The organism is Neisseria sp. Marseille-Q2251 (genome assembly GCF_940793045.1).
Classification (GTDB): domain Bacteria; phylum Pseudomonadota; class Gammaproteobacteria; order Burkholderiales; family Neisseriaceae; genus Neisseria.
Genome location: NZ_CALNWV010000018.1, coordinates 1 through 24,557, shown reverse-complemented (window position 1 = coordinate 24,557; position 24,557 = coordinate 1). Strand labels below are relative to the sequence as shown.

General features: G+C 48.4%; 19 protein-coding genes. 16 read left to right on the top strand and 3 right to left on the bottom strand.

The window, feature by feature from the left end:
- Window positions 1-90: 90 nt before the first annotated feature.
- From AAG834_RS07745 to AAG834_RS07715, 7 genes are read left to right on the top strand one after another with little or no spacing between them, the layout of a single operon-like run.
- Window positions 91-3,156 carry an ImcF-related family protein gene (locus AAG834_RS07745; protein ID WP_342031781.1) on the top strand — a complete coding sequence of 1,022 codons (3,066 nt, stop codon included), beginning with the start codon at window positions 91-93 and terminating at the stop codon, window positions 3,154-3,156.
- Window positions 3,156-4,781: a type VI secretion system protein TssA gene (gene tssA / locus AAG834_RS07740; protein WP_342031780.1), complete on the top strand. Its 1,626-nt coding sequence runs from the start codon at window positions 3,156-3,158 to the stop codon at window positions 4,779-4,781. Before AAG834_RS07745 ends, tssA begins: the two co-directional genes overlap by 1 nt.
- A 9-nt stretch (window positions 4,782-4,790) precedes the next feature.
- On the top strand, window positions 4,791-6,557 hold the full coding sequence (tssF, locus tag AAG834_RS07735; RefSeq protein ID WP_003758395.1) for a type VI secretion system baseplate subunit TssF: 1,767 nt from the start codon (window positions 4,791-4,793) through the stop codon (window positions 6,555-6,557).
- The gene (gene tssG, locus AAG834_RS07730; RefSeq protein WP_070497192.1) at window positions 6,521-7,630 is read left to right on the top strand and encodes a type VI secretion system baseplate subunit TssG; all 1,110 of its coding nucleotides are present in this window, start codon (window positions 6,521-6,523) and stop codon (window positions 7,628-7,630) included. The genes tssF and tssG overlap by 37 nt, the downstream gene beginning before the upstream one ends.
- Before the next feature lie 20 nt (window positions 7,631-7,650).
- A complete protein-coding gene (gene tssJ / locus AAG834_RS07725) occupies window positions 7,651-8,190 on the top strand; it encodes a type VI secretion system lipoprotein TssJ (protein WP_070497194.1) in 540 nt (179 codons plus the stop codon).
- Window positions 8,190-8,603: a type VI secretion system baseplate subunit TssE gene (tssE, locus tag AAG834_RS07720; RefSeq protein ID WP_003758401.1), complete on the top strand. Its 414-nt coding sequence runs from the start codon at window positions 8,190-8,192 to the stop codon at window positions 8,601-8,603. The genes tssJ and tssE overlap by 1 nt, the downstream gene beginning before the upstream one ends.
- A 47-nt stretch (window positions 8,604-8,650) precedes the next feature.
- Window positions 8,651-9,997, top strand: a complete 1,347-nt coding sequence (locus AAG834_RS07715; protein ID WP_342031779.1) for a hypothetical protein — start codon at window positions 8,651-8,653, stop codon at window positions 9,995-9,997.
- A gap of 494 nt (window positions 9,998-10,491) precedes the next feature.
- Here the strand turns inward: AAG834_RS07715 and AAG834_RS07710 are convergent, their stop codons facing one another.
- Window positions 10,492-10,941: a CopD family copper resistance protein gene (locus tag AAG834_RS07710; protein ID WP_342031778.1), complete on the bottom strand. Its 450-nt coding sequence runs from the start codon at window positions 10,939-10,941 to the stop codon at window positions 10,492-10,494.
- 274 nt (window positions 10,942-11,215) lie between these two features.
- On the opposite strand from AAG834_RS07710, the gene AAG834_RS07705 reads away from it, so the two are divergent.
- From AAG834_RS07705 to lpxH, 3 genes are all read left to right on the top strand, one after another.
- Window positions 11,216-12,208: a TraB/GumN family protein gene (locus AAG834_RS07705; RefSeq protein ID WP_342031777.1), complete on the top strand. Its 993-nt coding sequence runs from the start codon at window positions 11,216-11,218 to the stop codon at window positions 12,206-12,208.
- 457 nt (window positions 12,209-12,665) lie between these two features.
- Window positions 12,666-14,045, top strand: a complete 1,380-nt coding sequence (locus tag AAG834_RS07700) for a PIG-L deacetylase family protein (RefSeq protein ID WP_342031776.1) — start codon at window positions 12,666-12,668, stop codon at window positions 14,043-14,045.
- 162 nt (window positions 14,046-14,207) lie between these two features.
- Complete coding sequence (gene lpxH / locus AAG834_RS07695; protein ID WP_446740453.1) at window positions 14,208-14,915, top strand: UDP-2,3-diacylglucosamine diphosphatase; 708 nt, start codon at window positions 14,208-14,210, stop codon at window positions 14,913-14,915.
- A gap of 203 nt (window positions 14,916-15,118) precedes the next feature.
- On the opposite strand, the gene AAG834_RS07690 is transcribed toward lpxH, so the two are convergent.
- Together AAG834_RS07690 and serB are read right to left on the bottom strand one after the other, a co-directional pair.
- The gene (locus AAG834_RS07690; RefSeq protein WP_342031774.1) at window positions 15,119-17,092 is read right to left on the bottom strand and encodes a TonB-dependent copper receptor; all 1,974 of its coding nucleotides are present in this window, start codon (window positions 17,090-17,092) and stop codon (window positions 15,119-15,121) included.
- Window positions 17,093-17,491: 399 nt separating this feature from the next.
- A complete protein-coding gene (gene serB, locus AAG834_RS07685) occupies window positions 17,492-18,325 on the bottom strand; it encodes a phosphoserine phosphatase SerB (RefSeq protein WP_342031773.1) in 834 nt (277 codons plus the stop codon).
- A 236-nt stretch (window positions 18,326-18,561) separates the two neighbouring features.
- Between serB and AAG834_RS07680 the strand changes: the two genes are divergently transcribed.
- The 6 genes from AAG834_RS07680 to AAG834_RS07655 all read left to right on the top strand — a co-directional run bounded on the left by AAG834_RS07680 (window position 18,562) and on the right by AAG834_RS07655 (window position 24,435).
- A complete protein-coding gene (locus tag AAG834_RS07680; RefSeq protein WP_342031772.1) occupies window positions 18,562-20,103 on the top strand; it encodes a Re/Si-specific NAD(P)(+) transhydrogenase subunit alpha in 1,542 nt (513 codons plus the stop codon).
- 3 nt (window positions 20,104-20,106) lie between these two features.
- The gene (locus tag AAG834_RS07675; protein WP_003744140.1) at window positions 20,107-20,490 is read left to right on the top strand and encodes an MAPEG family protein; all 384 of its coding nucleotides are present in this window, start codon (window positions 20,107-20,109) and stop codon (window positions 20,488-20,490) included.
- Between the two features lie 116 nt (window positions 20,491-20,606).
- Window positions 20,607-21,008, top strand: coding sequence for a GFA family protein (locus AAG834_RS07670; RefSeq protein ID WP_107814337.1), 402 nt, complete (start codon window positions 20,607-20,609; stop codon window positions 21,006-21,008).
- Between the two features lie 87 nt (window positions 21,009-21,095).
- Window positions 21,096-21,749, top strand: a complete 654-nt coding sequence (locus AAG834_RS07665; protein WP_342031771.1) for a class I SAM-dependent methyltransferase — start codon at window positions 21,096-21,098, stop codon at window positions 21,747-21,749.
- A gap of 90 nt (window positions 21,750-21,839) precedes the next feature.
- Complete coding sequence (gene pntB, locus AAG834_RS07660) at window positions 21,840-23,225, top strand: Re/Si-specific NAD(P)(+) transhydrogenase subunit beta (RefSeq protein WP_342031770.1); 1,386 nt, start codon at window positions 21,840-21,842, stop codon at window positions 23,223-23,225.
- Window positions 23,226-23,739: 514 nt separating this feature from the next.
- A complete protein-coding gene (locus AAG834_RS07655) occupies window positions 23,740-24,435 on the top strand; it encodes a hypothetical protein (RefSeq protein WP_342031769.1) in 696 nt (231 codons plus the stop codon).
- Window positions 24,436-24,557: the final 122 nt, after the last annotated feature.

Sequence of the window (24,557 nt, the reverse complement as noted above, 5' to 3'; positions counted from 1 at the left end):
GCATGTATCACAGTAGTGACCTCGTTGATATTCTTTATCCCTCTGTTGACACGAATGCTTTGGTCAGGCGTGTCCGACAGACATTCTAATTTGAAGCATCTGAATCCCGAAGATTTAAGCGGTGACAGTGCGGAATCTACCCATTTGATCGGCGTGTCGGAACGCTGGGAGCAGTTGAGGCATATCCACTTGCTGACCAAGCAATATAAAAAACACCGTAAGCCTTGGATTTTTGTGGTCACTCAAGATACTGCCTTACTGGAAGCCTCTTTGCCGGATATCCGCCGTCAGTTGTGGGTGGAAACCGCATCGGCTATTTGGATTGATGCACAGGCTATGGAGCCTGCGGGCGGTTGGCAATATCTGAGGGGCGTGGGTAAACGTCCTGCCGAAGGCATTGTTTCGCTTCAAGCAAAATCCTCAATTCACGAAAATGCCGCGCAATTGACCGAGTTAATGAAAAAGCTCGGATGGAAGCTACCGATTAATCAGGTGTATCTGACCAATGAAGCTGATGAAATGCCATCAGCCATCAGCCATGCTTTGAAATATGGTTCGACTGTATCGGCAACGGAGTTGGCGAAAGAATTGGATCAGTTTGCCAACCAGTTGGCAGCACTGGGTACGCAGCTGATTGAGGAAGATTTGCGCCAAACACCTATTGCAAAACTGTCTGCGACGTTGCCTTCCCAAAGTCAGGCTTTGGCGGATCATATTGCTGCTGAAAAACGGAGTTTGGGAAAACTGGATACAGTTGCCGGCGTTTCGTTTATTCAAACCAATAATCCCGAACAATCAGGCGATTTGATTTACCGTGCGTTTAATGATCTGTCGGTTTTAGGTTCCGGTAAAAAACTGCATTTGTCCAAAACGGAAAAAACCTATTTGGCAATGAGTGCCGTAGCCTTGTTGGTCGGTAGCGTGTTTGCAGTGGGTGCACACAGCAGTTATCAAGATATAGGTCGTCTGAATGCTGATTTGGAAAGCATTCAGAAGGCAAAATCACGCTCGGAAAAAGTTGCAGCATTAGTCAAACTGCAACAGAGTATTACCGAAATAGAATCCGGCAGGGATTTCTTGCAATATACAGCCAAGTTCTTGGGCTATGAACATAGAAAAGAGTTGTTGGCTGCCGCGTACCGTAAATACGGTATTTTGGTTAAAGATGTCGTCAGCCGCCCAGCTACCGTATTCTTCGCGAATAAGTTGGACGGATTGACTATGCTCGAAGGGCAGATTCCGGACGACTTCGCGCTGCAAGACAGTTCTTATCAAGACCTGAAAGCATATTTGATGCTGACGTCTCATGTAGAGAAAACCAAAGACAAAAAAGATGCTGAATTCCTGACGAAAAAATTGGTGGAAATGCTTTCAGCACAGAATGTTTCTACCAAAGATGCACAAATTTTGGCTCAATTCTTCGTACCTCGCATGGCTACTCATTCCGGTTGGCTTGAAACCGAGCAACCTGAATTGGTATCACGAAGCCGTCAGATTCTGGTGGATTGGATCAACCGCGACCAAGGTAGTGAACAGTTATACAAACGCATCGTACAAGGTACGGATGCCAAGCTGAAAACCATTACATTGGCAGAGCTGCTGAATAAGGATTTGAAAGGCATTTGGAATGTCGGCAAACCTTTGCCCCGCGTGTATACGGTCGAAGGCTGGGAAAAACACGTCAAGCCCGCTCTGGATCAAGCTGTTAAGGACAGCAAGAATACTGACTGGGTGTTGGGTGGAAACCTGCATCAGGCACCGGTAACGGAAGCTGCCATCAATAGTCTGAAAGAGCGCTACTTCAAAGAATATGCTGTGGCTTGGTATGACATGATGAACAGCATCACATGGCAGCCAAGAACGACCAATTTGGATGCAGTCAATCAGTTCCACGTTTATGCAGATCCTCAGCGTTCCCCATTGGTGGCATTGTTCCATGCAGTAAAAGAAAGCAGCCAATTGGACAGCAAAAAAATCGACGTGAATCCGGCGGTTGCCGATGCTGCAAAACGTGCGGCGGCAAGACAGCTGTCTTCCCGCTCGCGTAGGGTTGCCGATACGGTATTAAATTCACAGGCTGAAAACATCAACGCACTGGAAGGTAAAGTCAATGATTATCTGGCAGGACCGTTGGAAGCAGAATTTGAAAACCTGCTGCAATTGATTGACGCACAAATCAATCCGAAGAGCGATTTGAGCCTGCAACGTTACCTTGAGCGAGTGACGACCATTAAACAACGTTTGATTCAAATGGCGTCCTCTTCCGATACCGGTGGCGTAGCCAGATCGGCCGTGCAGGGTGTTTTGAATGGCGGAGACAATGAATTTCTTGAAGGTATGCAGTATGCACGTTTGATTGAGGCTGGTGTGGGTGACAGATTGCTGCCGTTCGCGCGCAACGTTTTTGTCTTGCCATTTAATTCCGTATGGGATTCGATTGCAGGCGTGGCCCAAAAAGACATCAATAATCTGTGGGCAAGCAATTTTGTTAATCCTATGCAGTCTGAGTTGGGTGGCAGATATCCGTTTGCCAAATCAGAAACCGAAGTTTCGATTCCCGTATTGGCAAAATACTTGGATATCAACAAAGGCGCATTGAATCAGTTTATAACGACCCAATTGGCAGGTGTTTTGACCAAACAAGGCAATCAATGGATTGTGGCACCGGGAAGCGAATTGAAAGTCAATCCGGGATTGTTGCAACAGCTGAACAAATTGAGTGCGATTTCTGAGGATTTCTTCGTCAACGGAGAAGGTGGTTACAGCTTTGAGCTGAAGCCGACGTCTACTCAGGGGATTGTTCAATTCGACTTGGTTGTTGATGGTCAATCATTGAATTATTTCAACCAACAGACAGAGTGGAAGCCATTTAAATGGCCGGGTGATGTCAGCAATGCCGGTTTGCGTATTTCTTGGGAAACCGAGGCAGAAGGTATGCGTAAAACTCAGGAAATCAGCGGACGTTTCGGTTTCATCCGTATGCTTGAAAAATCTAGGGTTACACCGATTGATGGAAGTACCTATTTGGTTGAGTTCCCACTGGAAAAAGACAAATTGATGCGCTTCTATATGCGGACCAATTCCGGTAAAGGACCGTTGGGACTGCTGGATCTGAAAAATATCCATCTGCCGAATAAGATTTTTGAGGTTAAATAATGATGACATTACCCCAATGGGTAAAGCCGATACTCGGTGATGAAGGTACATCTATCACCGATAACAATATCCATCGCTGGCAAGAATGGTTGGAGCCTGTTTCAGACGACCATCCTTGCGGCGAGGATGTCGCCTATACAGATGATTTTGAAGCCATCAAGATTGAGTTGGCCAAACTTTCGGGTATGGATTACCGATTGATTTTGGATGCTTCAGAACGCCTCTTGAAGCGTGAATCTAAAGACCTGAGGGTGGCAACCTATTACATTTTTGCCTCGCTGAGAGACAGAGGTTTAGCAGGGTTTTCAGACGGCTTGGAGATTTTGTGCGGGTTGCTGCAAAAATTCGATCAGTCGCTGTGGCCGAAAAAACCGGTACAAAAACGTAATGCATTAAATTGGTTGTCTGGTGAAAGGGTGTTAGATACGCTTAAAGAAGTAGGATTATCCGATTCTACGGAGCTTAAGCGGACATTATCAGCTTTGATGTCGTTGCAACATTATTTTGATGGATGGGAAGAGGCAGTGCGCCCCAGCTTATTCCCATTGTTGCAATATTTTGAAGAGTCATCTGTTCGTTTTTCATCCTCACCGACAAGTGCAAATCAAAATCAGGAAGCTGTTGCGCCTGTTGAGCAAGTGGCAATGCCGCAAATTCATCAAGAGAGTCGAGGGTCGTCTGAAAGTTTGACCGTTACCAAGGTTAACTCTTCTAAAGCCTTACTGGATCAAGTCAGGATTAATGCTGCCTACTTGAGAGAACAGGATGATGGTTATTGGTCTGCAAACAAGATGATTCGAGCCGTCCGTTGGGGCGGATTGAACGGTATTCCTCCGCATCAAAACGGTCAGACACGGTTGAAGGCTCCGAGGGCAGATTTATTGGCAAACTTGAATCGTTTGGTTCAGGAGCAGCAATGGTGCGATTTGCTTGATAAAGTGGAGGCGGCTTTTTTGGAAGGTGCTAATCACTATTGGCTGGATCTGCAATATTATGCATGGCAAGGTCAGCAGGCATTAGGTGGTTTATATCTTTCCCAAGTTGATTCTTCGCTATTTGAGTTGAAATCCTTATTGACCCGATGCGAAGGCCTGACCGGTTTAAGTTTTGATAACGGATTCCCGTTTGTATCGGCCGATACGCTTAAGTGGCTGGAACAAAAAGTCATGTCGTCTACGCGCAAGCAGACGAATAGCCAAGCCATTCAAAAGGCAGTGTTAGAACCGTCATCTCAGGAGGAAAACCAAGAAAGTTACTGGCAACAGGCGCTGTTGAAAACGCAAGAATACGGTTTAGACGCTGCATTTGCTTGGTTGGAAACATTACCAGAGTGGCAGACGGGTTCGGGGCAGGTTAAGAAATGGTTGATGATGGCTCGGTTGGCTGTAAGCGCCCAAAAGGCGGACTGGGCAGTGAAACTGTTGGAACAGGCTTCAAAGCAGATGCAAGTGTTGACAGTTAAAGAGTGGGACAAACATTTTACGTTTGAAATGTATGCCCTTTGGTATCAACTATTAAGTGAAGATCTTGATAATAAAGATATTGAGGCTGTCGAACAGCTCGAATTTTTACGGACAGAGTTGATGCAGGCAGATGTTGTCCGTGCATTGGAATTAATTTATTAAGCATATATTATGTCAGATCCCACATTACGCTATTATGAAGAAGAGATGCGGTATCTCAAAGAGGCGGGATTAGAGTTTTCAAAAGCCCACCCTGATCGTGCCGCAATGCTGAATTTAGACAGGGTAGGTACGCGCGATCCTTATGTAGAAAGACTGTTTGAAGGCTTTGCTTTTTTGACAGGGAGAATCAGACAAAAATTAGATGATGACTTTCCGGAATTGACGGAGGGGTTGGTCCATATGCTGTGGCCGCATTATCTGAGGATGATTCCTTCCCTGACTGTTTTGGAATTGATTCCGGATAATAAAAAGTTGCAAGGAGGGCAAGTCGTCAAAAAAGGATTGTCTGTTCAGTCCGAACCTATCAATATCAACGATAGATTGACCAGGTGCTTGTATCGAACCACTGCTGATGTTGCGCTCCAGCCTTTGAGCATATTGCATACATTGTTGGATTATGATGCGAATGGTCAAAGCGTCATCAAATTAACTTTTGGTATCCACCGGCAAATACAGAAAGAAAATTTAGATTTTTCCAAAATCAGGATTTATATTTCCGCCGACGAACCGATTGCCTTCGCATTGCGTCATGCTTTGTTGAATCAGACAGCGCGAATCAGCCTGCATCATGCCGAATTGCCATCTGCCGGCAATATACAGTTTAAGGCAGTCGGATTTGCTGAAGATGAAAGGTTGTGGGAGAAAGTCAATAACAGCTTCAGCGGCTACCAACTATTGCTGGAATATTTTTGTTTCAAACAGAAGTTTTTCTTTATTGATTTAGTGGGCATCGATGCCGGAGCGTGGTCGGAACGGATTAATGAGTTTAGCGTGAATGTGGTTCTTTCTAAGCAATACCCTTCCGAGCTTCGATTCCCTCCTGACTGTTTGAAATTGAACTGCGTGCCTGCCATCAATCTGTTTGATATGGAAGCAGAGCCTATTCGAGTGGATCATAAGGCGTTCGAATATCAGGTGAAGCCGCTGTTACATGAAGGTATGGCTGTTGAAGTTTATTCCGTCGAAGAGGTAGAGGCGGTTAATCATGAAACAGGTAAGCGTTATCCCTATATTCCTTTTTCCTCATTCCAGCATCGTGGCGGATTGATGAAATATGATGCGCCAGAAAGGTATTTCCATACCAAAGTCAAACAAGGCGTATCAGGAAGACATGAAACATTTATCATGCTTGGCGGATTGTTGTGGGATAGAAAAGACATATTGCCTACCGAGACGCTTTCATTGAAGGTGGTCGGGACAAATGGTGCTTTGCCACGTAAAAGTCTGAGGGAAACCCAGATTCAAGACGACGATATCGCCGAACCAAATGTCAAAATGGTCAGAAACCTTACCACGCCAACTTTATCTTGCTATCCGCCGACAGAGGATAGATTCCAATGGCGAATATTGTCCCATTTGTCACCCAACTATTTATCATTATTGAATGTCGACAGTTTGAAAGGGGCATTGTCCATTTACGACTGGACTGAAGACGAGCTGAACAAGCGCAGACTGAATGGTATTGTTGATGTCAAACATGAAACAGTACAGAGAATCGAGCGTGGCGCAGTCCATCGCGGAATTCATATTACCGTAACATTTGATTCAACCGCATTTAGCGGTGAGGCGGAAATTTATTTGTTCGGGGAATTATTGAACGAATTTTTTGCAATGTATGCTGATTTGAACCTGTTTACCCGGTTCAGCATTGTTTCTCTGCCATCCGGGAAAACATATACATGGAAAGACAGCAAAACAACTATCACACGGTTTTAGAAACGGCGCACAAAAGCGCTAAAGAAAATAACGGCAGGCAGACGCTTCCTTTATGGGAGATTCCTAGAAATAAAGCGCAGCGCGAAAGCGGGTCGTCTGAAATCTTCCAAGAGAAATTGGGGGAGTTTATTGTACGCAATGCGGCAACGATGAATTTCTTCCAATTTTGTCGGGTTCTGGAAACCCTTGCCGAAGGAAATGAAGAAAAGGCTGTCGAGTCAACCGTCAGATTTAGAAGGGTAAAATCTTTATCTTTCCCTTCGGGGGAAATCGCATCGGTTGAATATGACGCAGAAGCCGATTTGCCGACCGTCAGGACGACATTTTTAGGTTTATACGGCGTCGATGCAGTTTTGCCGGATTACTTCCTGAACGATATTGCGACGCATAAAGACGGCAGTGAAAGCCTGGCGGCATTTTTAGATATCTTTAACCACCGAATCACAACCCTGTTTTTCCAAGCATGGAAAAAATACCGTTATCCGTTTCTGTTTCAGCGGGAGGGGCAAGATGACCTATCGCGTTCACTTCTGCACCTAATCGGGCAAGGCATGGTAAACGGGAAATTCATGCATCCCTTGCTCGATAGCAGGATTTTGGGATTGTTCAGTATTTTTTACCAGCGAACCCGAACCAAAGAAGGGATTGTCAGCATAGTCAGATATCTACTCCCCTTTGCCGATGTGAACGTAAAAGAGTTCCAGCCGCAGTGGGTCATTTTGGAAAAGGACCGCAAACTGGGGAAAGCCGGTTTGCGGTTAGACGGAGGAAGTGCATCTTTGGGCGGGCGGATAAAAGATTACAGTCATTTGGTGCGTATTGAAATTACGCCTGATACATTTGACAACGCGCAGCTTCTGTTGCCAAAGCAGCAATTGCACCAAAAATTGCTCGAATTATTAAAACTCTATTTGGGTCGTCGTTTTGATGCGAGTGTTTACCTGAATATTAAAAAACAATGGATACCCAAAAGCCGTTTGGAAAAAAAACAAATATTGGGGATTAATACCGGTTTAGGTGCGATGCACCAAGACAAACAAATAAAAATAGCGAACTATACTTACTCAAACTAACTTCAAGAAAACGGAAAATCATGAATAAAAAAACCAGAATTACGTCAGTCTGCTCATTAGCCCTTTTATGCGCCATGCTTTCAGGATGCGGGATTTGGCAAGGCATGAAAGATGGAACGGTTGAAGCAACGAAAAGTGTTTTTTATACCAAACTCAAGATTTTGAAAATCGACCTGATTGCACGAAACGGTTTGAATCAAAACGAGCGCGGGCAGTCGTTGTCGACAGTCGTCCGAGTGTATCAATTGAAAGACAAGCAAAATTATGAAGTTGCCTCATATCGTGATTTGCTCAATCAAGACAAAACCATCTTAAGCAACGATCTGGCGGAAGGTTACAAGCAATATACCATCCGACCGGGGGAGACCATCAGCTTTGATGAAACCCTGAATAAAGACACCAAATATGTCGGCGTTGTTGCCTTCTACAACAAAGTAGGGGAAGAGCAGACTTGGAAAATGTTGATTACCAAAAAGCAGCTGACCAATAACAAACCGGTCGTTATCGAATTGGTGGATAACAAAGTCCTGCTTCAAGAGACGGTCAAGAAAGTCAAATAATGGATGCCGCACTCTATGAGAAACTGACCGGATTTTATTCCGACGGTTTGCCGATAGATGACCTGCCGGGCAGCTTCCAGTTGGTTCGCAGTGTTTTGGACAATATCCAACGCATTCTTAACAGCAGAAGTGGTTCCTTGAAACATCTGCCGGATTATGGGATTCCCGATCTTAGCATGGTTTATAAAAACCTGCCGTCCAGCGCGCATGACTTGCGGTATTTTATGAGAAAAACCTTGTTGAAATACGAGCCAAGATTAAGGAATTTGGATATCCACCTCACTGAATCCAAAGACAATATCATGGTCTTGTGTTATCAGCTGGAATGCGAAATAGAAAACGTGGGTGCGGTAGTGATAGACACTTATTTTATGCCTGAGGGGACGGTTTCCGTTAAACGCAGCCGGACATAAGCTTTCTTTGGTGTGAATAGATTACTTTGAAAATTAAGAAATAAAATATGGTTAAACACATTTTCCTTACTTGCGGCGTGTTGCTTTCAGCAACCGCTCAAACCGCCTTTGCCAAAGAGCTGGAAGGCATGTTGGTCACTCAAAACAATTATGTCCGGATTCGAAGTTGTGATTTGAAAAACAATTACACTTTGCTTCCCGGTAGCGGAAACGGCTATGAAGCCGCAGCGGAAATCATCAGCGTCAGAAAAAATACGCCTGAAAACACACCAATCTATGTCGGATTAAGAGGCAATCTGGAAAACACCAATTTTTTGATTTCAGGCATTGATTTCATCAAAATGGGCGAGAGCTGCCATGTGCCGCATACCGAAACCCCGCCTGCCGAAGTCGTTATTCGAGAGTATCCGCTTAATCAGCAGAAATCAGGTTCGACAGGAGGGAAGCCTGAGTCTAAACAAGACAATGCGAAATTAAAAGCTACGGAATCCCAACAAACTAAGGCAGAACAGGACAAACCGGAAGAAACGGCAGGCGAGTCAGAAGAGCCGATTCCTTATCCTGAAGTTACACAGACTAATCAATCGGAAGACGGTAAAAAGTCTGAAGACAAGTCAAATTCAGACGACCTTGTTAAAGAAAGTGTGAAAACTGAGGATGCCAAACAGACAGATACCGAGAAATCTGATCGCACAAATGCTGGCTCGGCGACACCGGAAGTATCAAATACAACTGCGCCAATCGAGAAAAAGACCTTAGAAAACAAGGAAATTGATACGTCGGCGAAAGCAGAGGTATCTGAAACGGTAGAAGTGCCAGCCAAAGCAGAAATAACTGAAACGGTAGAAGTGTCAGCCAAAGCGGAAACGCATGAAACGGTAGAAGCACCAACTCGATTTGAACCACTTGAAACGGTAGAAACGCTACCAACCAAGACAGAAATTTCTGAAACCGTAGAAACACCAGCCCAAACGGACGCGTCTGTAACAGTAGAAACACGGGTAACAACAGAAACTACGTCAACTACGCAAGCTCCGGTAGTCGAGGAAGCTTTGACAAAAGCGGTTGATGTAGAGGAGCATTCGTCCGTATCTGAGCCTGTGGCTCCTGTGGCTTTGTCATCGGAAAGTCAGCCGGTAAAAGCCACTTCCGTATCCGAAGTGAAGCCTGAAGCCGGTAAACAGGAGTCTCCATCGTTAGAGCATGAGCCTTTGGTGCCGCAAGTAGACATACAGCGCGAAGAAACTCATTCTGCGCACAATATGCTGCCAGCAATACCAATGACTACCGAAACATCTGTGCCACAGACAGAGTCGCCTACCTTGCATGAAGAAACGCCGGTGCAGCCGGTTTATGTCAATAAGGTCATCGTGCATGATGATGACGCCTTTTAATAAAAGGCAGGTAAGCCCAACAAAATAGCAGAGTCGGTTTGCTGCTTATCCATAGAAAAGGTCGTCTGAAAAAATTCAGACGACCATTTCTTATGAATGGATTTTAGTGATGCAACATTTTTTTCGTATTCTTGCTCAAAGAAACAAATTTCCTCAGGCTTAGGAAGCAAGAAATAGATCGGTTTTATAGTGGATTAAATTTAAACCAGTACGGCGTTGCCTCGCCTTGCCGTACTATTTGTACTGTCTGCGGCTTCGTCGCCTTGTCCTGATTTTTGTTAATCCACTATATATGAACCTCTTTACCTTTTTAATTTTGAATAATCTGCCCCAGCTGATGAGGAAGAGGGGATAGGACAGCTGACTCGGGCATATTGGTTTTGCGGGTTATGCGGATTTTTTGCTTTCAAATGCCGCTATTTTTAGCGTGTTATTTTGTATTTGTTCTTTGTTTTCAGACGACCTCTGATGGTAAGAGGTCGTCTGAAAACCGCTTACCAAGACAGGTAGAACATGGCTTTGGCGAAAAATACGATAAACAGCATATGGGAAAACACGACGGCGTGGATGTATTTGGACCAGCCGACGGTCAGGGTGCGCCGTGCCATTTTGACGACGGCGATGGCGAAATGGACGAGGACGCTGACTGCCAACAGGATTTTGAGGGTGAGGAGCGTACCGAATGAGGTGGCGAAGGGTTGGCTCAAAAAAGGCAGGTAGCGGTTGAATACCATGACGATGCCGCTGATGAAAAGCGTAATGACGACGGGCGGCATAACGCGGACGGCGCGGTAGGACATGGCGCGTTCGACTTCGCGGCGCGATTCGCGCGAGACGCGGCCGGTCTGCATGACGGACAAGACCAGCATTTCGAAAAATACGCCGCCGACAAAGGCGATGGCGCAAAAGAGGTGGATGATGTGGACGATGGAGTAGAGACTCATGACCGTGTTCCGAAGTGGATATTCAGGCGAAATTGTATCATCAGTCGGGCGGTTTCAGACGACCTTTTCCTTATTGTCGGCTCAATAGCCGGTGTCGCTCGGGATGTGCAAAGGAGCCATTTTGTTTATTAGGGTAGTTTGATAGGTAAGGGGCAAAATAGTTTTCAAATCTGGTAATAAAATCGGGTATTTTATTTAACATACCGGTCTATTTTAAACTTAACCCTCTATACACTATACTGTTACCACATTTCATAATGATGAAGAGGAAAAGATGAATAAATTATTGTCTCTGTTGGCTGTTTGTTTGGCGATTGTGCCGTTGTCTGCATGTAAAGTTGCGGATGTACCTGTCTCAGACTCAAAAAAGGCGGCTACTATTGTTATCCGTCCTGAATTGAATTTGGATACTCCTAAATTAACCAGTAATGTTTGGAAAATTAGTAAATCGGGGCAGCCGGATTCTTATTTGGTCGGTACTATTCATATCGGCAAGCCTAATGCCACCTTGTCTAAAGATGCAAAGAATCTGCTGGCATCAGCCGAACAGTTGGTCACCGAAGTCGATACGCTGCCGGAACTCAATGATGCAGAGGTACAGAAACATCAAGAGCTTATTCGGAATAGTTATAGTCAGGATTCTTTGAGATCCAAGTTGGGTGATAAGAATTTTGAACGGTTGCAACAAGATTTTATGAAAAATCCGGAGTTGGCTGAGATAGCACTGTACATCGACTACATGCATCCTTGGGCGGTGTCCATATTTTCTTTAAGTCTGCATCCGCCTGGATACAGCAACCATACCGGTGTGGATATTTTGTTGTCGAAAGCGGCACAAGAGTCCGGCAAAAAACGCCTCGCTTTAGAGGATGTGACAGATATCTCTCAAATGTTTGCCAGCCAGCCGGAAAAGTTGATGATCAAAATGTTGATGACAGTGAACGAGTATAATGATCAGGAAATCAAACACCTCTTTGACCTCTACGAGAAGGGAAATTTTGCAGGATTACCTTTGGCAGAAGCTGAATTGGAGCAGGAATTTGCTCAAAAGTATCCTGATGCTATTCCCGTTTTGTCTTGGGAGCGCAGCGATTTGCTGATTAAGCGCAATCAAATTTGGCTGCCGAAAATCAAAGAGATATCTGCTAAAAAGAAAACGGTGTTTGCTGTGGGTATCATGCACCTGATGTCTGAACACGGCTTGATTGAGAAGTTGCGCAAGGATGGTTATCAGGTGACGCCGGAGCCTTCAATATTGATGTGGTAAGACAAAACGTCGTCTGAAAACGGTTTCAGACGACGTTTTATAATGAAAAAATGAGAAACCGACCGCGAGATACAGCGGTCGGTTTGTTTTTTGCGCTCTATTGAAATCCAAGAATAGGGAAGGTCGTCTGAAAGGTTGGCGCGTGCTTTTTTGTTTCAAATATGGCGAGAAACAGGATGAGGTGATGGCATAGATGGTCTCAGACGACCTTTGCATTGTCGCGACAGCTTGTTGCGTCATCTTCCTATCTTATCGGGAAGGACGGTGCGGAATTGGAAACTTGGATAGGGGCGTCTGCTTACGAACGGAAGGGGCGTGCAATTGAAAACTGTATGATTTCAAATTGTAAATTACTATTTAAAATGACGTTTGGTTTTAAAAATGACCGTTTGTTAGAAAGTTAAGACGGGCGCATTTTTAGATAATAAGATAAGGGAAATAATCACAGGGGAATAAAATGTTATTGCTAGTATTGTTTTGCATGATACTTTGCCTGCTTGTAATTGCTGCCTTTATCGTGGCATCAATTCGCAGAAAACGGTTTGCTTACGATGTCAGCCGCGATTACGAATACGGTCAATTGCCCAAGTCGGCGACAGTCAGTTTGCGTGAGGGCGAACTGATCTTGCCCGACACCATCGGCGCGAATGATACGGTAATCGCCAGAATCAATGTGAAATCAGGTTGGCTGGGCAGATTGGTAATGCCTTGGATCGGCGTCAAAACCAACCGCGGGGAATGGCGGGCGTATGTCGAACATGGCGGCAACGGCGCACGCTATCTCAATTTGACCGATACCTTCGACGACGGCAGCAGAAAAATGACATTAAGCGGCAACCGCGTGTCCCTGCCTGATCAGGAAGTTGAATTGTCGGTTTATCCGCGCGAGTGTTTGAGCGGTAAAAAAATTCTGGTCTTGGCGCCCCATGCGGATGATGCGGAATTGGCGGCTTACGGATTATATGAAAAACATGCTGCCGATACGTTGGTGGTTACGATTACCGCAGGGGAGGGCGGCAGCTTCCATTACAACAATCTGTATGCACGCAATCCCGAGCAAATGCAGGCGCAGTATCTGCAAAAGGGCAGGATGCGCGTATGGAACAGCCTGACCGTGCCGCTTTTGGCGGGTGTGTCGTCTGAAAACATTTTGCAGCTCGGCTATTTTGACAGCACATTGCAAGTCATGAAGCAGAATCCAGATGCGGATGTGAAGTCGACCAAACTGGATACGGCGGATGTCAATCTGTTCCGCCGTGCCAATACTTCGCCTTTGTCTAAAGGCTTGAACGGCGGCTCGAATTGGCGCGGTCTGGTCAATAATCTGGCGTATATTATTGAAACCTTCCAGCCCGACATCATTGTCAGCCCGTCTCCGAATATTGATGCACACAAAGACCATCAATATACGACAATTGCTGCGGTTGAAGCGCTGAAACAATTGGATTATCGGAAAGGTTCGCTGTTTTTACATACGCTGCATTTCTTGAGCGACGATTTTCCGATCGGCAAGTCCGGCTCGATGTTGAGCCTGCCGCCGATGTTCGGTCAGCCGTTCCATTTCCATTCCGTGTATTCCCTGCCTTTGAACAAAGAAGAGCAGAACCGCAAGCTGCTGGCGCTGGACGCGATGAACGATATCCGCCCCAACGCCAACGGGTATGCGGACTGGAAAACCATGATATTCCGCGGCTTGAACGGCTTGCGCCATCATGTATTTGATATCGATAGGGATTTGGTCAACCGTTTTGTCCGCAGCAACGAGTTGTTTTATGTCGTTCCCGTCAGCGATGTGCATCAGGAAGACAGTTATCAAAAAATCGTCCAATGCGGCTGAATGGGGCAGGTTTCAAATCATTGCCTGCCTGAATGTCGGATAAAAAGAGCAATTGAGCGCAGTCTCGGCAATGGGTGGAACCATGCCGCATACTTGGGCTACCGATATACAAAGGTCGTCTGAAAACCTATAATGGCAAGGATTTCACACCTGTTGCCCGCCATGCCGATTTACTTTATTTCCGATTTGCACCTGAGCGAATCCCATCCCGAATTGACCAAATTGTTTTTGCGCTTTATGCGTGAAAAAGCACCGCAGGCGCGTTCGGTTTATATTTTGGGGGATTTGTTTGATTTTTGGATAGGCGACGACGAGCAATCCGAATTGACCCACACTGTCGCGCAAGCGATTCAATCCGTCGTGCAGCGCGGGGTTGAATGTTTCTTCGTACACGGCAATCGGGATTTTTTGATCGGAAAGCAATTTGCAGCGCAATCCGGTATGAAGTTGCTGCCCGAATATGCGGTGGTCGATTTATACGGCAGTTCCGCCTTGATTTGCCACGGAGATACTTTGTGTATCGATGATGCGCGTTATCAGAAGTTCAGAAAGATTGTTCACCAAAAATGGCTGCAACGTCTGTTCCTCAGCCTGCCGCTCGCCCTGCGCCTGAAAATCGCCCGTAAAATACGCCGAACCAGCAAACAGGGCAAACAATATAAATCGGCGGAAATCATGGACGTTCAGCCGCAATTCACCGCAGATATTGTGCATCAGTATCATACCCCGCTCTTGATTCACGGTCACACCCATCGTGAACATATCCATCAGGAAGACGGCTTCACCCGCATTGTATTGGGCGATTGGAAAAATGATTACGCTTCCATACTGGAGGTTGACGAACAGGGTTTCCGATTCGTTCCTTTATAAATTTGCCGGGTGGTGGCGGGTAAAAATACAGGGGCTTGGGTTCAAGCTTTCATCTTGGTACGATATTTCAACTGCTCCGTATGATTTGAATCATCAAAACATCGTATTTCGTAAACGGCTTCACTTTAAAACCATCATCAAAAAGGTCGTCTGAAAACTCACAATCGGGTTTTCAGACGACCTTTCACTTTTTCAACTCAACATCAGAATTTCGCTTGCAGCCTCAACCAAGCGGTACGGCCGGGTTCGTTGACGCGCAAGGTTTGCGTGCCTGCTGAAGGGTCGCCGCCTTTGCTGACGAATTCGGCATAGGTTTTGTTGAACACGTTGTCTATACCGGCCTGCAAGGTGGCGTATTTGCTGAATTTCCAGCCGGCATTGAGCGAGAGTACGCCGAAGCCGGAAGAGGCGCCGATGTCCTGACCGACGATATTGCCTTGACCTTTGCTGTAACGGTTTTGTTTCGCCACGACGCGCCATAACGCGCCTGCGCTGTATTTGCCGTTGTCAAAGGCGAGGGTGTTGTTCCACTCGAGCGGCGGGGTTTGCGCCAAAGGTTTGCCGTCAGTGCGGTTTTTGCCGTGGGTGTAGGCGAGGCTGCTGCCGATTTCCCAGTTGGGCGCAAACGTCCATTTGACTTCGGCTTCGCCGCCGAAACGCGAGGCTTTAACGTTGCGTACACCTAAATCCGTGCCTTGGCGTTCGAGTATGATGAAGTTTTTGACATCGCTGCCGAATACGGACACGGAGGCATGGAGGTTAGGACGTTTCCAGATGATGCCCGCATCGATTTGGCGGTTTTGTTCGGGATGGATGATTTTCTTTTTGGCGCGCAGACGTTCCCAGTAGTCGGGCGAGCGTTCGGCGATACCGAATCCGGCGTAGTATTTCAAGCCGTTATCCGTATCATGTTCCCAACGTAAGAAACCGGAATTCAAGTTGAATTTCTGATGTTTCAAGGCGGGATCGGTTACGTCTGCGGAATCATAATCCGCTTTGACACGGTCGTGGCGCAAGCCTGCTACCCAACGTTGTTTGTCAGTTTGCTGCCAAGCGGCTTCGGTGAAAACGCCCCATTGTTTGAAACTTTGGTTGGGCATAAAAGGCTTGTGGCTGTAACCGTCGCCGCCGCGTTCCATACGGGCGACGTGTACGTCGTCCATATAATCGACGCCGGTTTGCAGGTTGAGATTATTCCAATCGAAGGTGGCTTTCAGACGACCTGTGTCGGTGTTGCGTTTGGGGTTGTTGGCGTTTTTAATCTGTTTGCCTGCGGGATTGCGGATGGTGCGCAGGCTGTATGTGTCCATAACGTGGTCGATTTCGCTTTCACCGTAGCGCAATTCGAGTTCGCTGAGCCAAGGGGTGAGGTTGCGTTGGGTAAAGCGGACGTTCCATGCGTCGCGGTCGAATTTGCTGCCGTCCATCATGCGGTCGGCGTAGGCGACCTTGGCTCTGCTGCGTTCGTATGTGCCTGCGATAGTGGTGTTTTCGGTTGGGGTGATGCCCAGTTGCAGCATTTGGCTGTCGCGTTTGAAATGGGAGTGGACGCTTTTGCCTGAGCCGTCTTTGTAGTCGTCGGCTTCGTTATGGGAAATATTGCTGCGGACGTAGGCGTATTTGCCGCCGAACTCAGCTTCAAGCGAGCCATCGCGGCGGTCGTTGCTGCCCGCGGTCAGGGAGGAGTTGATGTTGTAGGGTTTTTCGCTGAAATCAGGGTCTTTGCGGATGAATTGCACCGAGCCGCTGACCAAACCCATGCCTTGGGTTACGGTTTGAGGGCCTTTGGTCACGACGACTTTGTCGAAAGAGTTCGGGTGGATGTAGGCGGTCGGCGGGTCCATACGCATACCACAACCGCCGTAAATAAACTGGTCATCGGCGTTAATCGACAGGCGCGAACCGCCCAAACCGCGGAACAACGGATCGCCCGAGCTTCCGCCTTTGCGGATGATGCTCATGTTGGGGACAGACTGTAAAAGGTCTGCCCCGTCTCCGGCAGGGAGGGGTTGCAAAGCAGCTTTGGGGTTGAAAGTAACGCTATTGGCTTTTTGTTGTTGTGTGCCGGTGACGGTGACAGGAGAAAGGGTAACAGTCTCTTCGGGAACGGGGTCTGTATCTGCCCAAGCTTGGGATACAGCTACGGCAAGCGGCAGAAGGAGTAGCTGGTGTTTCATTCTTAGGTCTCCTTTTATTGGTTTAGTTCATAGGTTGTAGTTAATTACTACTTTGGTAGTATAAAGAATGTCAGATAGTTTGTGAATAAGAAAACGATTTTGTTTAATTTAAGTCAATATTTTCAGTGCATAGCCAAATTATTTTAAGAACGGTAATAACTGTGTTGATTAATTGCCTGCTTCCAGTCTGTCAGGAAGAAAGGATAAGGTTGTTACGGGGAATGAAGAAGGTCGTGTTTAGGAGCGGGGTGGATGCTTCGTTTTGGCGTGTTGTTACCGCGTTTCTTTGGTATTCCGTTCGCAGTCATTACGATATTTCAAACAGCAAAAAGGTCGTCTGAAAATTTTTCAGACGACCTTTGTTTTACTGGGAAACTCCTAACAACCGATACAGGCGGTTTATTTAAACCAACCCCTGACGCGTCCCAGCCCACCGAAATTGATGCAGGCATCGGCGAATGCCTGCGCTTTCGGTTTGGCGCGGTAAGCCACGCCTACGCCCGCTTCTTTGAGCATCGGAATATCGTTTGCACCGTCGCCCATCGCCAAAACCTTATGCGGCTGCAATCCGAGGCGGTCGCGGTATTCGCGCAATAAATCCGCCTTTGCCTGTGCGTCGATGATTCTGCCTTTCAGACGACCTGTCAGCTTGCCGTTTTCAATTTCCAAAACATTGGCGTGTTGGTATTCGAAGCCGAGGCGTTGTTGCAGCCTTTCGGTGAAAAACGTGAACCCGCCCGACACCAGCATGAATTTCACGCCGTGTGCCTTGCATTCGTCCAACAAAAATTCCGCGCCGGGTGAGAGCCGCAAAACGTTTTCATAAACTTCCGCCAAAACCCGTTCGTCCAATCCCGCCAACAGGGCGACGCGGCTGCGCAAAGACTGCTCGAAATCCAATTCGCCGCGCATCGAGCGTTCGGTAATTTCCGCCACGCGGTCTTTCAAGCCGACACCCGCCGCAATTTCATCGACGCATTCAATGGTAATCAGCGTCGAATCCATATCGCTGACAATCAGCCCGAGTTCGCCAAACGCCAGATCGGGCAACACGGCGTGGTCGATTTGACGGCTGTCCAGTAACACTGCGTCTGCCCCGCTTAAAGAAAACCCTTCTTCAACGATAAAACGCATACGCTTTTCATCGGCGTAATCAGGCTCGGGCAGGCGGGAGAGGAGGGCGGAAGGTAGAGCTTCGGCGGAGGGAAATTGGAGGACGAGGGCGTGCGGCATGGCGGTGGCTCAAAAAATGCGGATTATATAGTGAAACAACGGAGAATGTTACGGCGCTCAAGCCGTATGTTTGGGAAATGATTTTAAACGCAGACGACAGTATTTGTAAGGCAATACAGGAAGGAAATGCCGAATTGTCGGCTTGCCTATTGCCAGTCCACTGAAAATTCGCTATAAGGGGATTATATGGAATATATTAACATTTATATACAGACAACCTAAAAAAGGATTCAGAGATGAAAATCGGTATCCCACGCGAGTCATTATCCGGCGAAACCCGCGTCGCCTGTACGCCTGCCACCGTTGCCCTGTTGAGCAAACTGGGCTTTGAAACCGTTGTCGAAAGCGGCGCAGGTTTGGCGGCAAGTTTGGATGATGCGGCTTATCAAGCAGCAGGCGCGACCGTTGCCGACAAAGCAACGGTTTGGGCATGCCCTTTGCTTTACAAAGTCAATGCGCCGTCCGAAGGCGAGCTGCCGCTGCTCAAAGAAGGGCAAACCATCGTCAGCTTCTTGTGGCCGCGCCAAAACGAGGCTTTGGTCGAAGCCTTGCGTGCCAAGAAAGTCAACGCGCTGGCGATGGACATGGTTCCCCGCATTTCCCGCGCACAGGCTTTGGACGCTTTGTCTTCGATGGCAAACATCAGCGGCTACCGCGCTGTGATTGAAGCCGCCAACGCCTTTGGCCGTTTCTTCACCGGTCAAATCACTGCCGCCGGCAAAGTGCCGCCCGCGCAGGTTTTGGTGATTGGTGCAGGTGTGGCAGGTTTGGCGGCGATCGGTACGGCAAACTCGCTCGGCGCAGTGGTGCGCGCGTTCGATACCCGCTTGGAAGTGGCGGAACAAATCGAATCGATGGGCGGTAAGTTCCTGAAACTCGACTTCCCGCAAGAATCGGGCGGCAGCGGCGACGGCTACGCCAAAGTAATGAGCGACGAATTTATCGCCGCCGAGATGAAACTTTTTGCCGAGCAGGCGAAAGAAGTGGACATCATCATCACTACCGCCGCCATTCCGGGCAAACCCGCGCCCAAACTGATTACCAAAGAAATGGTCGAAAGCATGAAACCTGGCTCCGTCATCGTCGATTTGGCGGCGGCGACGGGCGGCAACTGCGAACTCACCAAACCGGGCGAATTGTTCGTAACCGACAACGGCGTGAAAATCATCGGCTACACCGACATGGCAAACCGCCTTGCCGGACAGTCTTCCCAGCTTTACGCCACCAACTTGGTGAATCTGACCAAGCTGTTAAGCCCGAACAAAGACGGCGAAATCACGTTGGACTTCGAAGACGTGATTATCCGCAACATGACCGTTACCCGCGACGGCGAAATCACCTTCCCGCCTCCGCCGATTCAAGTTTCCGCCCAGCCGCAGCAAACGTCGTCTGAAAAAGCCGCGCCTGCCGCCAAGCCCGAACCGAAACCCGTTCCCCTGTGGAAAAAACTCACGCCCGCCGTCATCGCCGCCGTGTTGGTACTGTGGGTTGGCGCGGTTGCACCTGCCGCATTCTTGAACCACTTTATCGTGTTCGTCCTCGCGTGCGTCATCGGCTACTACGTTGTGTGGAACGTCAGCCACTCGCTGCATACCCCGCTGATGTCCGTGACCAACGCCATTTCCGGCATCATCGTCGTCGGCGCGCTGCTGCAAATCAGCCAAGGCAACGGCTTCGTTACCCTGCTTGCCTTCATTGCCATCCTGATTGCCAGCATCAACATCTTCGGCGGCTTCTTCGTAACGCGCCGGATGTTGAATATGTTTAGGAAAGGATAAAGCATGACTTTAGCCTATTGGTGCATCCTGATCGCATCGCTGCTGCCACTGTTTTGTTCCTTCATCGCCAAAGCGCAGGGCGGTTTTCAGCCGTCGGACAACCGAAATCCGCGCGATTTCCTCGCCCGTACGCAAGGCTTGTCGGCGCGCGCCAATGCCGCACAGCAAAACGGTTTTGAAGTATTCGCCCCGTTTGCCGCCGCTGTTTTGGTGGCACACGCCACAGGCAACGCCGCACAAGCGACCATCAACCTTTTGGCAGTATCGTTCATCGCCTTCCGCATCGCTTATATTTTCAGCTATCTGAAAGATAAACCGAGCCTGCGTTCGGCAATGTGGACGGGCGGATTTGTCTGCACCATCGGGCTGTTTGTAGCCGCTGTCTGACAGCGGGGTCGTCTGAAAACGAGCTCAGCGAGTTTCGCTAAAACGAGCGACGTAAGTTTTGGCAACACCGTTTCAGACGACCTAGAAGTCAGCTTTCAAATATAAGGAGTTCGACCATGAAAGCAAAATGCCTGTGCGGCGACGTATCTTTAGAAGTGGAACACGACAAACACGTCCACGCCTGCCATTGCGGCATGTGCCGCACTTGGGGCAGCGGCGCGACGTTTTCGCTGATTGCCGCCAAGCCGCCGAAAATCGACGGTGAAGCGAACATCGCCCGCTATCATTCGTCCGAATGGGCGGAACGCACGTTCTGCAAAAACTGCGGTACACACCTGTTCTACCATTTCCTGCCAAACGACAGCTATTTCGTCTTCGCCGGACTGTTTGCCGACAACGCCGATTTCAAATTGGAAGAGCAGATTTACATCGACGCCAAAGCCCCGTATTACGAACTGGCAAACGACACGCCCAAGCTGACCGAAGAAGAATTTTTGGCACAATTCGGCGGCGAATAGGCAACCCGATACAGAGGTCGTCTGAAAACCCTCATTCCGGATTTTCAGACGACGTTGAATCAACCGCCCCGATAGTCGGAGAACCCTATGAACCTGTCCACCGAACAAACCGCCGCCCAACTGCGCTGCCCGCATGACGAAGCAGGAAAAGCGTTCGGGCAGATGATGAACCTGCGCAACCTGACACAGATTCTCGGTTCGTTTGAAGCGGTGCAACTGCAAAACGGAGACCGCATCCTAGAAACGGGTTGCGGCAACGGCGGGCTGCTCGGCTACATTTTGTCGCAGGCAGAAAACCTGCATTACACAGGCTTGGAAATTTCCCCGTTGATGCACGCACAGGCGCAGGCATTCAATGCTCCGTTTCTCGAAGCAGGGCTGGCGGATTACCGGCTGTACGACGGCGGCGCACTACCTTTTGCCGATGAAAGCTTCGACAAAATCGTTTCCGTCAATACCGTCTATTTTTGGGACGACGCACCAAGCGTACTTTCAGAACTGAGCCGCGTGCTTAAATCCGGCGGGCGGCTATGCCTGAATTTCTGCGAAAAAGACTTTATGGCGAAACTGCCGTTTGCCGCGCACGGCTTCGCGCTCTACGATGCCGCCGACATCCGCGCCCTGTCGGAAAACCTGCCGTTGCGCTGTATTCGGGAACAGCGAAGCCGCGATTGGGCGGTCAGCAAAAGCGGCAATCTGGTGCGGAGGGAATTTGTCATAGTCGTCTTTGAAAAACACTAAGCATCAGGGTCGTCTGAAAACCCGAAATTCAGTTTTCAGACGACCCGATTAAAAAACACAGTTACTTTCACAAATAATTGGAGAATCACCATGTCTTCAGGACTCGTTACAGCGGCGTACATCGTAGCCGCGATACTGTTCATCTTTTCGCTGGCGGGGCTGTCCAAGCAGGAAACCGCCAAGCAGGGCTGTTATTCCGGCGTCGCCGGGATGACGGTCGCCTTGTTCGTTACCGTGTTTTCCGAAAACACCCACGGACTGGGCTGGATCATCATCGCTATGCTGATTGGCGCCGCCATCGGCATCTACAAAGCCAAAAAAGTAGAAATGACCGAAATGCCCGAGCTGATTGCACTTCTGCACAGCTTCGTCGGCTTGGCAGCCGTTTTGGTCGGCTTCAACAGCTACATCGAGCCGGGCAACGTTTCGCACGATATGCACACCATCCATCTGGTCGAAGTCTATTTGGGCATCTTCATTGGCGCCGTAACCTTTACCGGCTCGCTGGTCGCATTCGGCAAGCTCAACGGCAAAATCAGCAGCGCGCCGCTACAACTGCCCGCCAAACACAAGCTCAACCTCGCCGCATTGGTTTTATCCTTTATCCTGATGCTGGTGTTCGTATCCGTTGACGGCAGCGGCTTCATCCTCATCCTGATGACCCTGATCGCCCTCGCATTCGGCTGGCACTTGGTCGCCTCCATCGGCGGCGCGGATATGCCCGTGGTCGTGTCCATGCTGAACTCCTACTCCGGCTGGGCGGCAGCAGCGGCAGGCTTCATGCTCTCCAACGACCTGCTCATCGTTACCGGCGCACTCGTCGGCTCCAGCGGCGCGATTCTGTCCTACATCATGTGTAAAGCCATGAACCGCTCCTTCATCTCCGTCATCGCAGGCGGCTTCGGTACCGACGGTTCCGCCGCAGCCTCAGGCAGCCAAGAAATCGGCGAATACCGCGAAGCCAAACCCGCCGAAGTTGCCGAAATGCTGCGCAACGCCAGCAGCGTTATCATCACACCGGGCTACGGCATGGCAGTGGCGCAAGCACAATACCCCGTTGCCGAAATCACCGAGCTTTTGCGTAAAAACGGCGCCGAAGTACGCTTCGGTATCCACCCCGTCGCCGGCCGCCTGCCCGGTCATATGAACGTACTGCTCGCCGAAGCCAAAGTCCCCTACGACATCGTGTTGGAAATGGACGAAATCAACGACGACTTCCCCGAAACCGATGTAGTGCTGGTTATCGGCGCGAACGACACCGTCAACCCCGCCGCCCAAACCGACCCGAACAGCCCGATTGCCGGCATGCCCGTATTGGAAGTGTGGAAGGCAAAAGAAGTCGTCGTCTTCAAACGCTCGATGAATACCGGCTACGCAGGCGTACAAAACCCGCTGTTCTTCAATGAAAACAGCGTAATGTGCTTCGGCGACGCGAAGAAAACCGTTGACGAGATTTTGGCGGAATTGAAGAAATAAAAGCTGAAGCCAAGATAAAAGGTCGTCTGAAAACCTGATTTTTGAGGGTTTCAGACGACCTTTTCTTATGAACACAATACGTCAAACACCCCGCCGCCGTCATTCCCGCGCAGGCGGGAATCCATCAGAAATTCTAAGAAACTGATGTTTGAAAAAACAGTTGCCGAGATTTAAAAGTAGATTCCCGCCTGCGCGGGAATGACGGTAGTGCGACAGAAATCTATGTCTCTACGCGCAACCTGCCCCCTCTCCCGTCCGGCGGGAGAGGGCTGGGGAGAGGGTGGCTCTACGGGCTGCACAATTTGATTTTGCCTAAAGCCACGAAGCCACCCCCATCCTAACCTTCCCCCGCCGGACGGGGGAAGGAACAAAGTTGCTGACACGGCAAGAGGTCGTCTGAAACCGAAAGCTTGGTTTCAGACGACCTTTTTCTTTTTTGCTTTCAGTCAATACTATAAAATCCGTGCTGTCTCCAAGCGCGATACGGCTTGAAATTCAATAAAGGGAGTGAAAAATGGTGAAATGGAATATCTGGAAGAAAATCACAGAAACAATCAGTAAAAACAAGACTTGGTTGTATGAGAAAAGAAATGCGGTAATAGTTTTGTTTGCGGGGGCCACATCGGCATTTATTTTATGGACTATTCATGAGTTTGTTATTGAAAAGAATCAGAGTATTCCCCCCGGTGCTTGGAATCTTATTATTCTGATTGTTTCCGCCCCTGTCGCTTTTGTCATCTGGCATTTCCGCGACGAAAACAATAGACAGCAAATCGAGAACCAGCGCAAAGACATTAACCTGAAAGAATTTCAAAAACTATCAGAATGGGTCAGCGGAGTACATTTGCCGGAAATAAAAACCGTCAGTAAAACCACGCAGAAAAGCAGCTCAAAAGACGGAGTGGAAGTTGTAGAGAAAACAACAGAGCGATCCGAAGAATACAGCAAAAAGCCGGATACAGCCGATTTTGATACCTTCAGCAAACGGGACGGAGCGGTCGCTTTGCAGATTTCTGCTATCTACAACCTGCTGCCGTTTTTTCGAGGCGATTACGGCGAAAGTTTCCGCCTACCTGCATTCAATCTGTTGAAGTCCGCTTGGCAGGCAATGCAGCAGGATAGTTTGAAGAAATTGGATGAAGGTCATTTATCTAATGAAGAGAGAGAGAAAGCTTCTGATGAAATGAAACAAAAATTAGGAATCCTATAGTCAATTAAAAATAAAATAGTACAATACTCAACTTTTAAGGTCTAACCATGGCATACTCTGCGGACTTAAGAAACAAAGCTTTAAACTATTACGAACAATGCAAAAACATCAGCCAAACCGCA